The organism is Pseudomonas sp. AG1028, from assembly GCF_007993955.1.
GTDB lineage: Bacteria > Pseudomonadota > Gammaproteobacteria > Pseudomonadales > Pseudomonadaceae > Aquipseudomonas > Aquipseudomonas straminea.
Window position 1 is genome coordinate 581,588 of the sequence record NZ_VIVP01000001.1, and the last position, 15,175, is coordinate 596,762.

The following is a 15,175-nucleotide window of genomic DNA, read 5'->3' on the forward strand; positions in this document are numbered from 1 at the left end:
GCCGTGCTCAGCTGACGCGGCTATTCATCCAGCGCTGACGCTGCTCGGCCGTATGGAAGGTCCAGGCCACAAAGCGACTCTGCTTCTGGCCCTGGCTCATTTCTACCGTGCGGGTGTCCACGGCTCCGACCTTCTTCAGCGTGGCGTATACGCCGGGCAGGTTGCCGGCCTTGGAGATCAGCGTGCTGAACCACAGCACCTGGTCACGATGCTCGGCGCTTTCGCCGATCAGTCGCGTCACGAACGCGGCTTCGCCACCCGGGCACCACAGCTCGGCTGCCTGGCCGCCAAAGTTGAGCACCGGCAGTTTGCGCTTGGGGTCGAGCTTGCCGAGGTTGCGCCATTTGCGCTTGCTGCCGCTGCTGGCTTCGGCTGCCGAGGCGTGGAAGGGCGGGTTGCAGAGGGTCAATTCGAAACGTTCGTCGCTCTGCAACAGATTGCTGAAGACGTGCCCGGCATCCGCCTGCAGGCGTAGCTCGATCTGATCGCTCAGGCCCGAGTTCGCTTGCACGATGGCCGTTGCCGAGGCAATGGCCTCGGGCGCGATGTCCGCGCCCAGAAAACGCCAGCCGTATTCGCGGTTACCCAGCAGCGGGTAAATGCAATTGGCGCCCACGCCGATATCCAGTGCCCGTACTGCCGCGCCGCGGGGAATTTCACTGCCGTTGTCATCGGCCAGCAGGTCGGCCAGATAGTGCAGATAATCAGCTCGCCCGGGGATTGGCGGGCACAGGTAGTCAGCCGGAATATCCCAGTGAGCGATGCCGTAGAACTGCTTGAGCAGCGCACGGTTGAACACCTTCACCGCCGCGGGGTTGGCGAAGTCGATGCTCTGGTTGCCATACGGATTGATGATTACGAACGCCGCCAGCTCTGGGCTGGCCTTGATCAGCGCTGGAAAATCGTAACGGCCCTGATGGCGGTTGCGGGCGTGCAACTGGCCTTTGTCGACGGACTGGGCGAGCTGTTTGGGCGGGCGTTTGCTGGGCATGCTGATCATTGCAGAAGTGGCGGGCCGGGCATTTTCCCACAGCTGTGGGTGGTGTGCTTGGTGGTTGTTGGTGCAAGCATTGATTCGCTGCGTTTGTGGGAGCGCGCCATGCGCGCGAATCGCGGGCATGGACTCGGGGGGGGCCGCCCGCTCCCACAGGTTATGCCTAATGCCCGAGCCAGTAGCCTGTTACAGCGGAAATATCCACGGCACCATCACCACGCTGACGATCATCACTAGAATGGTGAACGGCACGCCGATACGCACGAAATCCCCGAAGCGATACTGACCAGGCCCCAGCACCAGGGTGTTCACCGGCGAGGAAATCGGTGTCATGAACGCTGCCGAGGCGGCGAGGGCGACGGTCATGGCGAACGGCAGTGGCGATACGCCCAGCGCCTGGGCGGTAGCTATGGCCACTGGCGCCATCAGCACGGCGGTCGCGGTGTTGGAGATGAACAGGCCGATCAGTGCGGTAACCGCGAACAGACTGGCGAGGATCACCCGTGGCCCGGCATTGCCGAGGGCGCCGACCAGACCGTTCACCGCCAGGTCGATGCCGCCGGTTTTCTGCAGGGCGAGGGCGAACGGCAGCATGCCGACGATCAGGATCAGGCTCGGCCAGTGGATGGAACGGTAGGCGCTGGGCATGTCGATACAACGGAAGGCGCCCATCAGCAGGCAACCGATCAGCGCGGCCATGACGTTGGGAACCAGGCCACTGATCATCAGCCCGACCATCACCGCGAGGCTCAGCAGGGCATAGGGCGCCTTGCGCGCGGCGGGCGCCACCTCGTCGACCTCGGCGGGCAGGCTGAGCACCAGAAAATCACGGTTGAGGCTCTGCAGGTGATGGATCTGCTTCCAGCTACCGGCCACCAGCAGGGTGTCGGCGTGGGTCAGTTTTTCGTCCACCAGCAGGCCTTCCAGCGCCTGGCCGTGACGACGCAGGCCGACCACGTTGAGCTTGTAGCGACTGCGCAGGCCCAGTTCCTGAATGCTCTTGCCCGGTAGGTGCGACTCCGGCGGCAGGGCCACTTCGGCAAGGCCCAGCTCGTGGGAGTGCACGCTGTAGTAGGAGTTACGCAGCGGCAGCGCTTCCAGGCCCAGTTCCTGATAGGCGCCGAGCACCGCAATGGCCGGGCTGGCCAGGTCGACCAGCAGGACGTCGCCGGGCAGCAGTAGGGTGTTGCCGGTGGCCATCAGCAACAGGGTGCGGAACTGCCGCTGGCGCTCCACGGCGATCACGTTGATGCCGTAGTGCGAACGCAGTTGCAGCTCGTCCAGCGCCTGGTTGGCCAGCGGCGAGTCGGCGCACACCCGCAGGCGGCGCTCGCGTTCGTTGAGGCGATAACTGTCGGCCAGATCGGCGAGCGTCAGGCGTGGCGGCGCGCAGGCGTCGCTATCGATGTCTCGCTGCAGCCAGCGCCGCGTGGCGAGCATGTAGAACACGCCAAGCACCAGCACGGCGAGGCCGATGGGCGTGAAGCTGAAGAAACTGAAACCTGGCAGCCCAGCCCGCAGCAGCTCACTGTGCACCACCATGTTCGGCGGCGTGGCTACCAGGGTCAGCATGCCGCTGATCAGGCCGGCGAAGGCCAGGGGCATCATCAATCGGCCCGGCGCGATCTTCAGCCGCGCCGCCACGCCAAGTACCACCGGAATGAAGATCGCCACCACGCCGGTGGAACTCATCACCGAGCCCAGCCCGGCCACAGCCACCATCAGCAGGATCAGCAAGCGGGTTTCGCTGCTGCCGGCCTTGGCCACCAGCCAATCGCCGAGGCGATAGGCGATGCCGGTACGCACCAGGCCTTCGCCGATCACGAACAGTGCGGCGATCAGGATCACGCTGGGGTCGGCGAAGCCGGCCAGGGTTTCCTGGATGGTCAGCACGCCGGTCAGCGGCAGGGCGACGAGGATCATCAAGGCCACCACGTCCATGCGCGGCTTGTTGATGACGAACAGCACCACGGCCGTGAACAGCAGGCCGAGCACCATCAGCAGGTCGATATTCATTTGGGCTCCTTGCCGGGGAGTATCTCAGGGGTAACCCAACACCGCCTTGATCTGCTGCAGGTTGGCGGCGATCCAGCGCTTGTCGATGGCGCCCCAGTCGCGGATCACGTAACTGCCGGCATTGTTGCGCTCGCCATCCTGCTGCTGGAATTCGCAGCGGATGTCCAGTTCCTCTAGGGCGTTCAGGGTGTCCTGGGCGGTGCGCCGTGGCATGCCGGTGGCGGCCATCAGGGCGGGCACGCTATCGGCAGCACCGCTGTCGATCAGCCAGGCGACGTAGAGGCGGCGGTAGAAGCTGGTCTTGGTCTTGCTCACGTCCATTTGCATCGTCCGATCGTGTGATGAGTCGAGAGCATACTGCCTGATGCGACACGGCATGCCCATAAACGAAAACGGCCCGCCGGGTCGTTACCGCGGCGGGCCGTTTTTCAGCGCACTGGTTTACAGGCTGGCGATCTTGCCGCGCTGCTCCAGCAGATTGGCAAGGGCCTGTTCGGCCTCGGCCAGCTTGGCGCGTTCCTTCTCGAGCACTTCGGCCGGTGCCTTGGCGACGAAACCTTCGTTGGCCAGCTTGCCGCCAACCCGCTTGGCTTCGCCTTCCAGGCGCTGGATTTCCTTGTCCAGGCGCGCCAACTCGGCTTCCTTGTCGATCAGGCCGGCCATTGGCACCAGCACCTGCATGTCGCCGACCAGGGCGGTGGCGGACATCGGCGCCTGTTCGCCGGCAGCCAGTACCTTTACCGACTCGAACTTGGCCAACTTGTTGAGCAGCGGGGCGTTGTCGTTGAGGCGGCGCAGGTCTTCGGCATTGGCGTTGGCGAGAATGACGTCGATGCGCTTGGCCATGGAGATCTTCATCTCGCCACGGATCTGCCGTACGCCGAGCATCAGTTGCTTGACCCACTCGATGTCACCTTCGGCGGCGGCGTCGATGCGGGCTTCATTGGCCACTGGCCAGGGTTGCAACATCAGCGTATCGCCCTGCACACCAGCCTGACCCTTGATGCGCTGCCAGATTTCTTCGGTGATGAATGGCATGAACGGGTGTGCCAGGCGCAGGATCACTTCCAGCACGCGCACCAGGGTGCGGCGGGTGCCGCGCTGGCGCTCGATGGGCGCGTTCTCGTCCCACAGCACCGGCTTGACCAGCTCCAGGTACCAGGCGCAGTACTCGTCCCAGACGAATTCGTAGAGTGCCTGGGTGGCCAGGTCGAAGCGGAAGGCGTCGAGGTGGCGGGTCACGTCCTGCTCGCAGCGCTGCAGGGCAGAGATGATCCAGCGGTCGACCGGCGACAGATCAACGTCCTCGCCGTTGATGCCGGTGTCCTGGCCATCGGTGTTCTCGATGACGAAGTTGGCGGCGTTCCACAGCTTGTTGCAGAAGTTGCGATAACCCTCGACGCGGCCCATGTCGAACTTCACGTCACGGCCGGTGGTGGCCAGCGAGCAGAAGGTGAAGCGCAGGGCGTCGGTGCCGTAGCTGGCGATGCCTTCCGGGAATTCAGCCTTGGTTTGCTTGGCGATCTTCTCGGCGAGCTTGGGCTGCATCATGCCGCTGGTGCGTTTGGCCAGCAGGGTTTCCAGGTCGATGCCGTCGACGATGTCCAGCGGGTCGAGCACGTTGCCCTTGGACTTGGACATCTTCTGGCCCTGGCCGTCGCGCACTAGGCCGTGCACGTAGACGGTCTTGAACGGGATCTGCCCGGTCAGGTGGGTGGACATCATGATCATCCGGGCGACCCAGAAGAAGATGATGTCGAAACCGGTGACCAGCACGTCGGTGGGGTGGAAGGTCTTCAGGAAATCGGTCTGCTCGGGCCAGCCGAGGGTGGAGAAGGTCCACAGGCCGGAGCTGAACCAAGTGTCCAGGACGTCATCGTCCTGGCGCAGGGCGATGTCGCCCAGGCTGTGCTTGACACGCACTTCGGCTTCGTCGCGGCCTACGTAAACGTTGCCGGCTTCGTCGTACCAGGCCGGAATGCGGTGGCCCCACCACAGCTGACGGCTGATGCACCAGTCCTGGATGTCGCGCATCCAGCTGAAGTACATGTTCTCGTACTGCTTGGGCACGAACTGGATCTCGCCGCTCTCGACCACCGCGATGGCCTTTTCGGCCAGCGGTTTGGTGGAGACGTACCACTGATCGGTCAGCCATGGCTCGATGACGGTGCCGGAGCGGTCGCCCTTGGGCACCTTCAGGGCATGGTCATCGATCTTGTCCAGGAGGCCCAGGGCGTCGATGTCGGCGACGATGCGCTTGCGTGCCTCGAAGCGATCCAGGCCGGCGTAGGCGGCGGGCAGGCTGGCGTCGAGCAGGGCGTTGACGCTGCCGTCGAGGTTGAAAATCTGCGCGCCCGGCAGGACGGCGGCGTCCTTGTCGAAGATGTTGATCAGCGGCAGGTTGTGGCGCTTGCCGACTTCGTAGTCGTTGAAGTCGTGGGCCGGGGTGATCTTCACGCAGCCGGTGCCGAATTCCGGGTCGCAGTAATCGTCGGCGATGATCGGGATGCGGCGGCCTACCAGTGGCAGCTCGACGTACTGGCCGATCAGCGCCTTGTAGCGTTCGTCCTCCGGGTGCACGGCCACGGCGGCGTCACCGAGCAGGGTTTCCGGGCGGGTGGTGGCGACGATCAGGTAGTCGTTGCCTTCGGCGGTCTTGTTGCCGTCGGCCAACGGGTAGCGCAGGTTCCACAGGTGGCCCTTCTCGTCGTGGTTTTCCACTTCGAGGTCGGAGATCGCGGTGTGGAACTTGGTGTCCCAGTTGACCAGGCGCTTGCCGCGGTAGATCAGGCCGTCCTCGTGCAGACGCACGAAGGCTTCCTTGACCGCTTCGGACAGGCCGTCATCCATGGTGAAGCGCTCGCGCGACCAGTCCACCGAGCTGCCCAAGCGGCGGATCTGCCGGGTGATGGTGCCACCGGACTCGTTCTTCCATTCCCAGACCTTGCCTAAGAACTTCTCGCGGCCCAGATCGTGGCGGTCGATGCCTTGGGCGGCCAGTTGACGCTCCACCACCATCTGAGTGGCGATACCGGCGTGGTCGGTACCCGGCTGCCACAGGGTGTTGCGGCCCTGCATGCGGCGGAAACGGATCAGCGCGTCCATGATCGCGTTGTTGAAACCGTGGCCCATGTGCAGGCTGCCGGTGACGTTCGGCGGCGGGATCATGATGGTGTAGGGCTCACCCGAACCCTGCGGAGCGAAGTAGCCCTTCGCCTCCCAGTTTTCGTACAGGGCGGTTTCGATGGCGTGGGGCTGGTAGGTCTTGTCCATGCGCGGCGGGACCCTTCTGGCGTCTGATCGGAAAAGCCGAGCAGTATAACCAACCGCCGCGCAGTTTTCTTCCGCTCTCGCGGCTATCGGTCGAGCGGGAAAACGCTGTCAGGGCAGGGGGAGGGTCAGCGACGTGGCGGCAGCAGGCGGTTGAGGCGCGCCTGCAGGCGGCGCTTGAGTTCGGCCTCGATCTGCGGCACGAAATCGTCGATCACGTCCTGTAGTAGCAGTTGCGCTGCAGCGCGCAGCTCGGTGTCCAAGCGGTTGATCTCGTTGTCGCGGCCAATGGCGCGCTGCACGGTCTGGCGCAGCTCGTCCTCGGAAGCGATGCCGGCGGCGCTGACCGGAACGGCGGGTTGCGCGGCGAGCACCGGTTCGGGGGCGCGCACTACGTCGGAGAGCACAGGGATGTCGGCCGGGTCGAAGGTGTCGGTGAGCAGCGGCGGGTCGAGGTCGTCGTCGAGCAGTTCGCGAATCGATTCGAGGTCGCTGAGCAGAGCGGCAGGCTTGTGGGGAGGGTTCAGGTTGTCCATGGCAGTGGTCTACAGTTCGACACGTTTGGGATCATAGCCGCGCTGCCGGTAGCTGCGGAAATTCTCCCGGCAGGCGGTCAGCAGGTCGGGTTCCTGGTTGACGATCTCGATCACCCGGCTGAAGCGGTCGATATGCGGGCTGAGCGTGCTGCTGAGGTTGATCAGCACCGCCTGTTGCGCCGCGGGCGCTTCGTCCAGGCCGATCACCACCGGCCCGTGTGGATCATCCTGATGCAGGCCGTGGGGGATGAAGCTCTCCTGGCGTACGCGCCAGAGCAGCTCGTCGAGTTCGTGGCATTGCGCGCTGTCGCGACCGCGCAGAAACACCGGCAGGCCGGCTCGCCAGGCTTTACCCGCCAGTTGACAGGCAGCGCGCAGGCGCTCGGCTGGAGTGGCCGACGACAGTACGTAGAATTCGATTCGGGGCATGGCGGCAAGTGTCGGGCTTCAAGCGGCAAGCTTCAAGCGAAAAGCGCGGTGGGCAGCATCGTCATGTGTTCGGCGGTGAGGGTAGCCAGGGCGGCCACCCTCACATCATTGCCGGTCAGGCCTGTACGCGGTCGAGCAGGTACTGAGTCAGCAATGGCACCGGGCGGCCAGTGGCGCCCTTGTCCTTGCCGCCGCTGATCCAGGCGGTGCCGGCGATATCCAGGTGCGCCCACTTGTAGGCCTTGGTGAAGCGCGACAGGAAGCAGCCGGCGGTGATGGTGCCGGCTTTCGGCCCGCCTATGTTGGCGATGTCGGCGAACGGGCTGTCCAGTTGCTCCTGGTATTCATCGTACAGCGGCAGTTGCCAGGCGCGGTCGTCGGCCTGGCGGCCGGCGGCGAGGATCTGGTTGACCAGTTCGTCGTCGTTGCCCATCAGGCCCGAGACGTTGCTGCCCAGGGCGACGATGCAGGCGCCAGTAAGGGTGGCGATGTCGATCACCGATTGCGGCTTGAAGCGCTCGGCGTAGGTCAGGGTGTCGCACAGCACCAGGCGGCCTTCGGCGTCGGTGTTGAGGATTTCCACGGTCTGGCCGCTCATGGTGGTGACGATGTCGCCCGGGCGGGTGGCGCCGCCGCTCGGCATGTTCTCCGCGCAGGCCAGCAGGCACACCAGGTTGATCGGCAGTTGCAGTTCGAGCACGGCGCGCAGGGTGCCGAACACGCTGGCAGCGCCGCCCATGTCGTACTTCATTTCATCCATGCCGGCGGCCGGCTTGATGCTGATGCCGCCGGTGTCGAAGGTAATGCCTTTACCGACGAGGGCGTGGGGCTTCTGGCCTTTCTTGCCGCCGTTGTACTGCATAACGATCATGCGCGGCGGCTGCTCGCTGCCCTGGCCGACGGCCAGGAAGGCGCCGGCGCCGAGGGCCTGCAGTTTCTTCTCGTCGAGGATTTCGACCTTGAGGTTCTTGTGCGCCTTGCCCAGTTCCTTGGCCTGCTCGGCGAGGTAGCTGGGGTGGCAGATGTTCGGCGGCAGGTTGCCCAGATCCTTGGTCAGCGCCATGCCGACGGCGATGGCGCGCGCTTCGCGGGTGGCGCGCTCGACGGCGGCGGTGTCGGCCTTGTCGGTGATCAGGGTGATCTTCTTCAGAGCGCCGGGCGTGGCCTTCTGGCTCTTGAAACGGTCGAACTGATAGCCGGCATCGACCAGACTTTCGACAATGAGGCGGGCTTTGCCGTAAGCATCGCGACCCTTTACCTGCAAATCCTGCAGGGCCAGCAGCGCATCGCTGCCGCCCAGGGTTTTCAGCACGCCATAAACAGAGGCGATCAATTTGCGCAGTTGGCGGTCAGACAGTTCGGCGTCTTTACCGGTGCCGACCAGCAGTACGCGCTCGGCCTTGAGGTTGGCTACACCGTGAACCAGCAGGGTCTGGCCAGGCTTGCCGGCCAGGTCGCCGCGCTTGAGCAGGGCAGCAATAGCGCCGCCGCTGGCTGCGTCCACGGCCTTGGCGGTAGCGGCGAGTTTGCCGCCTTCACCAACAGGGATGATCAGAGTGGCGGTTTTCAGTGTTTCCGGGCGAGCGCTTTTGACGAGAAATTCCATGCGTGGTGTCCCCAAGACAACGAGTCGCGAATTCAGGATAATGACGACAAATTTTTCGGCCGGTTCGCTTGAAAGTGCGCGCCAGCATGCAGTTCGGCTAGTTTGAGCACAGCCGCCTGAGCCTGACAACCCTGGAGTGTCTGTTTGATCGTCTTCCGATATTTGTCCCGAGAGGTTCTGGTTACCCTGAGTGCGGTGAGCGCCGTACTGCTGGTAATCATCATGAGTGGCCGCTTCATCAAGTACCTGGCCCAGGCGGCCCAAGGTGTACTCGATCCGAGCGTGCTGTTTCTGATCATGGGCTTTCGCTTGCCCGGTTTCCTGCAGCTGATCCTGCCGCTGGGCCTGTTTCTGGGCTTTTTGCTGGCGTATGGACGGCTGTACCTGGACAGCGAGATGACCGTGCTGTCGGCCACCGGCATGAGCCAGCAGCGGCTGTTCCTCTACAGCCTGGCGCCGGCCACCGTGGTGGCGCTGCTGGTGGCATGGCTGAGCATGGGCTTGGCGCCTCAAGGCGTGACCCAGGTGGCGAGGATCCTCAATCAGCAGGATGCTTTGACCGAGTTCGATACCCTGGTGCCCGGGCGCTTCCAGTCCATGCGCAACGGCTCGCGGGTCACCTACACACGTGAGCTGTCGGACGATCGCACCGAATTGGGCGGTATCTTCATCTCCGATAAGCGCGTGTCCCGCGAAGGCGACAAGGATCGCGGCATCAGCGTGCTGGTCGCCGAGAGTGGCCGCCAGGAAGTGCAGCCCGACGGCAGCCGCTACCTGATTCTGGAAAATGGCTACCGCTACGACGGCAATCCCGGCCAGGCCGATTACCGGGTGATTCAGTACGACACCTACGGAGTGCTGCTGCCCAAACCGTCGGTGGCGGCGGACATCAGCGAGCGCGAGGCGATTCCGACCTCGCAGCTGTTCGGCAGCGACGAGCCGCGCATGCAGTCCGAGCTGCAATGGCGTCTGTCCATTCCGCTGCTGGTGTTCATCGTCACCCTGATGGCCGTGCCGCTGTCGCGGGTCAATCCGCGCCAGGGTCGCTTCCTCAAGTTGTTGCCGGCGATTCTCCTGTACATGACTTACCTGGGGCTGCTGGTGGCCGCGCGCAGCGCTCTGGATAAGGGGCGTATTTCGCCCTACATCGGGCTGTGGGGCGTTCACCTGCTGTTCCTGCTGGTTGGCCTGGCGCTGCTGTATTGGGAGCCGCTGCGTCTGAAGTTGGTTAGCCGTCGGGAGAATGCACGTGTCTAAGCTGGATCGTTACATCGGCGTGCAGGTGCTGCTCGCCATTCTGGCTGTGCTCGGCATCATCGTCGGCCTGGCCCTGCTGTTCGCGCTTATCGACGAGCTGGGCGATATCGAAGGCAACTACGGCATCGGCGATGCGCTGTGGTACGTATTCCTGACCGCACCGCGGCGCATTTACGACATGCTGCCGATGGCGGCGTTGGTGGGCTGCCTGATCGGTCTGGGTACCCTGGCCAGCAATAGCGAACTGACCATCATGCGCGCGGCCGGTGTGTCCATCGGGCGCATCGTCTGGGGCGTGATGAAGCCGATGCTGGCGCTGATGCTGGTCGGCATTCTGATCGGCGAGTACGTGGCGCCCTGGACTGAAAACCAGGCCCAGGCAAGCCGTGCCATGGCTCAGGGTGGTGGCGAGGCGCAGACCGCCAAGCGCGGCATGTGGCACCGCCAGGGCCAGGAGTTCGTGCATATCAACGCCGTGCAGCCAAGCGGTGTGCTGTTCGGGGTGACCCGTTATCGCTTCGATGACGAGCGTCGTCTGGAAGCGTCCAGCTTCGCGCGCCGGGCCACCTATGAAGGCAACTATTGGGAGCTGGAGGATGTGACGACCACGCTGTTCCATGATCGTCGCACCGAGGTCGTCAAGGCGCCGACCGAGCGCTGGGATATCCAGCTCAGCCCGCAGCTGCTCGGCACCGTGGTGCTGGAGCCCGAGGCGCTGTCGATCACCGGCTTGTGGAGCTATATCCACTATCTGAAGGAGCAGGGGCTGAACAACAGCAATTACTGGCTGGCGTTCTGGACCAAGGTGTTGCAGCCGCTGGTCACCGCCGCACTGGTGCTGATGGCGATTTCCTTCATCTTCGGCCCGCTGCGTTCGGTCACCCTCGGCCAGCGCGTGTTCACTGGTGTGCTGGTGGGCTTCGTGTTCCGCATCGCCCAGGATCTGCTGGGGCCGTCGAGCCAGGTATTCGGCTTCTCGCCGCTGCTGGCCGTGCTGATCCCGGCGAGCATCTGCGCTATCGCCGGGCTCTGGCTGCTACGCCGGGCTGGCTGATCGACGCGTGCCCTTTCCTTTAATGGGAGAGGGCACGCCGTTTCATTTCTTCTTCAAGCTTCCAGCTCTCTTCATTTGCGATGCGCCTGCTTGGGTAGGCGCACGATGATGCTGTTCGAGTACAGGTCGTGCCAGCTGCGTTTGCGCTTGTCGATCAGCACCCATAGAAAGCCCAGTCCCAGCGCCAGCCAGGACGCCATCGCGATCAGAAAACGCAGCAGCGCCTGCCAGAGACTGATCGCCGTGCCGTCCGCGTTCTGGACGCGAATGCCCCACACCTGCATGCCCAGGGTCTGACCGCCGTGGGTCCAGAACTTGGCGAAGAAGCCGAACAGGCTCAGCAATAGCAGGCTGGAAAGCAGCGGGTCATGATCCAGGGCGCCGGCGTCGGCCCATTGCCGCAACTGCGCTTCGCCATAGATGGCCATCTGAATCAGCTTGTAGACAAAACCCACGACGATCAGCAGGGCGATGCACAGAAAGCTGTCATACAGTATGGCGGCCAGGCGCCGGCCGAGGCCTGCCGAAGGGAAATCGCCCTGGGGGCGCAGTGCGTGGTTGGGCATTGTCGGGATTCGCGTGGATGACAGTTAAAGCACGGATGCTAAGTTGCAGGCATAAAAAAACCCCTGACGTGAGTCAGGGGTTTTTTAGAGCAGCGGCTTATTCCTGGATTTGAACCTGGTCAGCCTGCATGCCTTTTTGACCTTGTACAGCAACGAAGCTAACTTTCTGGCCTTCTTTCAGGCTCTTGAAGCCGTTACCTTCGATAGCGCGGAAATGTACGAACAGATCCGGACCGCTTTCTGGAGTGATAAAACCAAAACCTTTCTCGTCGTTAAACCACTTGACGGTACCGTTCTGACGATTCGACATGTCTCTTATCCTTGGAACTTGAGTTGATGACAGCCTCCATGTGTAGAGGACTGAAGACTGGTTGCAAGGAGTGATGGAAGTCGAACGGGATGTAGCGGATCTAGGGCGATCTACTGCATCAGGTCACGATTCTCGGCGACCCATGCAAACACAGTGGCTGAACTCTACGCTAACTTTTGCGCAAATGCCAACCCTTCGGGCACGCGAAAACCCACGTAATTTACGTGAGTGTTTGGTGCAGATTCAGATGGGTTTTTATAATGGCTGAAGCAAGTGCATCCAGGCGACACACGGCACTGTTTCAGTGCGAACTGTCACAAACTGGCAACAGTTGAAGGATATATGGTGCCCCGGGGGAGACTCGAACTCCCACTTCTTTCGAAAACGGATTTTGAATCCGCCGCGTCTACCGGTTCCGCCACCGGGGCACAATGGCGGCGCAGTATAGGGAGCAAGATGCCATTGGTCAATGCGCTCGCGTGGTCACTTGCAGGGAATTCCGGTAAGCTGCTCCGCCCTGCAGTACGACACACTTCCGATCATGCGCGTTGCCGACTTTCATTTCTACCTGCCTGACGAGCAGATCGCCCGTCACCCCCTTGCCGAGCGTCGTGCCAGCCGACTGCTGATCCTCGATGGCGCCAGTGGTGCGCTGGCTCACCGGCAGTTCGCCGACCTGCTCGAATACCTGCGTCCCGGCGACCTGATGGTGTTCAACAACACCCGGGTGATCCCGGCACGTCTGTTCGGGCAGAAGGCTACTGGCGGCAAGCTGGAGATCCTGGTCGAGCGCGTGCTCGACGAGCACCGCGTGCTGGCCCATATCCGTTCGAGCAAGTCGCCGAAGCCGGGTTCGCTGATCGCTATCGATGGCGGCGCCCAGGCGCAGATGCTGGCCCGTCACGATGCGTTGTTCGAGCTGCGTTTCGAGGAGCCGGTGCTGCCGCTGCTCGAGCGTGTCGGGCACATGCCGTTGCCTCCTTATATAGACAGGCCGGATGACGCCGCCGACCGCGAGCGCTATCAGACCGTCTATGCGCAGAAAGCCGGTGCCGTCGCAGCGCCCACGGCGGGGCTGCATTTCGATGACGAGCTGCTGGCTGCGCTGCGCGAGAAAGGCGTCGAGAGCGCCTTCGTCACCCTGCATGTGGGCGCGGGTACCTTCCAGCCGGTGCGCGTGGAGCGTATCGAAGATCACCATATGCACAGCGAGTGGCTGGAGGTCAGCCAGGACGTGGTCGACGCCGTTGAGGCCTGTCGCGCCCGTGGCGGTAGGGTGGTGGCGGTGGGTACCACCAGCGTCCGCTCCCTGGAAAGCGCTGCCCGCGATGGCGAGCTCAAGCCCTTCAGTGGCGATACCGACATCTTCATCTACCCGGGTCGGCCCTTCCATGTGGTCGACGCCCTGGTCACCAATTTTCACCTGCCGGAATCGACCCTGCTGATGCTGGTGTCCGCATTCGCCGGCTACCCCGAAACCATGGCGGCCTATGCCGAGGCCGTGGCCGAGGGTTATCGCTTCTTCAGTTACGGTGATGCCATGTTCATCACCCGCAATCCCGCCGCGCGCGGGCCCGAGGTTTCAGTATGACGCGCAGCTGCCGCATGTCCTTCGAACTGCTCGCCACCGACGGCAAGGCCCGTCGCGGCCGTTTGACGTTCCCCCGTGGTGTGGTGGAAACCCCGGCGTTCATGCCGGTGGGCACCTATGGCACGGTCAAGGGTATGCTGCCGCGCGATATCGAAGCCATCGGCGCGCAGATCATTCTTGGCAACACCTTCCACCTGTGGTTGCGTCCGGGCACCGAGGTGATCAAACGCCACGGCGACCTGCACGATTTCATGCAGTGGCAGGGGCCGATCCTCACCGATTCCGGTGGTTTTCAGGTGTTCAGCCTGGGTGCGATGCGCAAGATCAAGGAGGAGGGCGTGACCTTCGCTTCGCCGGTCGATGGCTCCAAGGTGTTCATGGGGCCGGAGGAGTCGATGCAGGTGCAGCGTGATCTGGGCTCGGACATCGTGATGATCTTCGACGAGTGCACGCCTTATCCGGCCGAGTTCGACGTGGCCAAGACCTCCATGGAGCTTTCGCTGCGCTGGGCCAAGCGGTCCAAGATCGCCCATGGCGAAAGTACCGCGGCGCTGTTCGGTATCGTCCAGGGCGGCATGCACGAGTCGCTGCGCATGCGCTCGCTGGAAGGTCTGAGCGAGCTGGAGTTCGATGGTCTGGCCATCGGCGGTCTCTCGGTGGGCGAGCCGAAGGAAGAAATGATCAAGGTGCTCGACTACTTGCCAGGGCAGATGCCGAGTGACAAGCCGCGTTATCTGATGGGCGTCGGCAAGCCCGAAGACCTGGTCGAAGGCGTACGTCGTGGCGTCGACATGTTCGACTGCGTGATGCCGACCCGCAATGCGCGCAACGGCCACCTGTTCGTCGACGCTGGCGTGCTGAAAATCCGCAACGCCTTCCACCGTCACGACGACTCGCCGCTGGATCCGACCTGCGACTGTTACACCTGCAAACACTTCTCGCGTGCCTATCTGCACCATTTGGATAAGTGCGGCGAAATGCTCGGCAGCATGTTGAATACAATCCACAACTTGCGCCATTACCAGCGCCTCATGGCTGGTTTGCGCGAGGCAATTCAACAGGGTACATTGGCCGCCTTTGTCGATGCCTTCTACGCCCGGCGCGGCCTGCCAACGCCGCCGCTGGACTGACTTTCGATGGCCAAAAGATCTTTCAACAGGAGTGTCAAATGAGCTTTTTTATTCCCGCTGCCTACGCTGATGCCGCTGGCCCTGCTGCCGGCCCAGCTGGTACCGGTTTCGAGTGGATCTTCCTGATCGGCTTTCTGGTCATCTTCTACCTGATGATCTGGCGCCCTCAGGCCAAGCGCGCCAAGGAGCACAAGAACCTGCTCGGCAATCTGCAGAAGGGTGACGAAGTGGTAACCAGCGGCGGCATCGCCGGCAAGGTTTCCAAGGTCAGCGACGACTTCGTGGTCATCGAAGTATCCGACACCGTCGAGCTGAAGATCCAGAAAGCAGCCGTTGCGGCAACCCTGCCGAAAGGCACGCTGAAAGCCATCTAATTCCTCTGTTCCAGTTTCATCCATCCCGCGGGGCGCATATTG

14 protein-coding genes and 1 tRNA gene are annotated in these 15,175 nt (G+C 63.0%); 5 read left to right on the forward strand and 10 right to left on the reverse strand.

All coding sequences use genetic code 11. The features are described from left to right. Positions 1-7 precede the first annotated feature (7 nt). From rlmF to FB481_RS02685, 7 genes are all read right to left on the reverse strand, one after another. Positions 8-1,000 (reverse strand): 23S rRNA (adenine(1618)-N(6))-methyltransferase RlmF, encoded by a 993-nt coding sequence (rlmF, locus tag FB481_RS02655; protein ID WP_093503636.1) that lies wholly within the window; start codon positions 998-1,000, stop codon positions 8-10. 180 nt (positions 1,001-1,180) lie between these two features. Continuing rightward, a complete protein-coding gene (locus tag FB481_RS02660; protein ID WP_147174992.1) occupies positions 1,181-3,010 on the reverse strand; it encodes an SLC13 family permease in 1,830 nt (609 codons plus the stop codon). Between the two features lie 24 nt (positions 3,011-3,034). Next, positions 3,035-3,331: a helix-turn-helix domain-containing protein gene (locus tag FB481_RS02665; protein WP_027911017.1), complete on the reverse strand. Its 297-nt coding sequence runs from the start codon at positions 3,329-3,331 to the stop codon at positions 3,035-3,037. A gap of 120 nt (positions 3,332-3,451) precedes the next feature. Next, on the reverse strand, positions 3,452-6,283 hold the full coding sequence (locus tag FB481_RS02670; protein WP_147174993.1) for a valine--tRNA ligase: 2,832 nt from the start codon (positions 6,281-6,283) through the stop codon (positions 3,452-3,454). A gap of 125 nt (positions 6,284-6,408) precedes the next feature. Then, on the reverse strand, positions 6,409-6,816 hold the full coding sequence (locus FB481_RS02675) for a hypothetical protein (RefSeq protein ID WP_027903429.1): 408 nt from the start codon (positions 6,814-6,816) through the stop codon (positions 6,409-6,411). A 9-nt stretch (positions 6,817-6,825) separates the two neighbouring features. Next, a complete protein-coding gene (locus FB481_RS02680; protein WP_147174994.1) occupies positions 6,826-7,245 on the reverse strand; it encodes a DNA polymerase III subunit chi in 420 nt (139 codons plus the stop codon). 115 nt (positions 7,246-7,360) lie between these two features. After that, positions 7,361-8,851: a leucyl aminopeptidase gene (locus FB481_RS02685; RefSeq protein WP_093503630.1), complete on the reverse strand. Its 1,491-nt coding sequence runs from the start codon at positions 8,849-8,851 to the stop codon at positions 7,361-7,363. 144 nt (positions 8,852-8,995) lie between these two features. On the opposite strand from FB481_RS02685, the gene lptF reads away from it, so the two are divergent. Then, complete coding sequence (gene lptF / locus FB481_RS02690) at positions 8,996-10,108, forward strand: LPS export ABC transporter permease LptF (protein WP_147174995.1); 1,113 nt, start codon at positions 8,996-8,998, stop codon at positions 10,106-10,108. Continuing rightward, positions 10,101-11,162: an LPS export ABC transporter permease LptG gene (gene lptG / locus FB481_RS02695; protein WP_147174996.1), complete on the forward strand. Its 1,062-nt coding sequence runs from the start codon at positions 10,101-10,103 to the stop codon at positions 11,160-11,162. The genes lptF and lptG overlap by 8 nt, the downstream gene beginning before the upstream one ends. Positions 11,163-11,233: 71 nt before the next feature. Here lptG and FB481_RS02700 read toward each other — a convergent pair whose 3' ends face one another. From FB481_RS02700 to FB481_RS02710, 3 genes are all read right to left on the reverse strand, one after another. Further along, complete coding sequence (locus tag FB481_RS02700) at positions 11,234-11,728, reverse strand: RDD family protein (RefSeq protein WP_147174997.1); 495 nt, start codon at positions 11,726-11,728, stop codon at positions 11,234-11,236. A gap of 97 nt (positions 11,729-11,825) precedes the next feature. Then, a complete protein-coding gene (locus tag FB481_RS02705; protein ID WP_003284681.1) occupies positions 11,826-12,038 on the reverse strand; it encodes a cold-shock protein in 213 nt (70 codons plus the stop codon). Positions 12,039-12,381: 343 nt separating this feature from the next. Next, positions 12,382-12,466 (reverse strand) — tRNA-Leu (locus FB481_RS02710). A 113-nt stretch (positions 12,467-12,579) separates the two neighbouring features. On the opposite strand from FB481_RS02710, the gene queA reads away from it, so the two are divergent. Genes queA through yajC form a run of 3 tightly spaced genes read left to right on the forward strand, consistent with a single transcriptional unit; the run spans position 12,580 to position 15,133 of the window. Then, a complete protein-coding gene (gene queA / locus FB481_RS02715) occupies positions 12,580-13,629 on the forward strand; it encodes a tRNA preQ1(34) S-adenosylmethionine ribosyltransferase-isomerase QueA (protein ID WP_147175040.1) in 1,050 nt (349 codons plus the stop codon). Between the two features lie 14 nt (positions 13,630-13,643). Continuing rightward, a complete protein-coding gene (gene tgt, locus FB481_RS02720) occupies positions 13,644-14,759 on the forward strand; it encodes a tRNA guanosine(34) transglycosylase Tgt (protein ID WP_178109823.1) in 1,116 nt (371 codons plus the stop codon). Between the two features lie 38 nt (positions 14,760-14,797). Next, positions 14,798-15,133: a preprotein translocase subunit YajC gene (gene yajC, locus FB481_RS02725; RefSeq protein ID WP_070887893.1), complete on the forward strand. Its 336-nt coding sequence runs from the start codon at positions 14,798-14,800 to the stop codon at positions 15,131-15,133. Positions 15,134-15,175 lie beyond the last annotated feature (42 nt).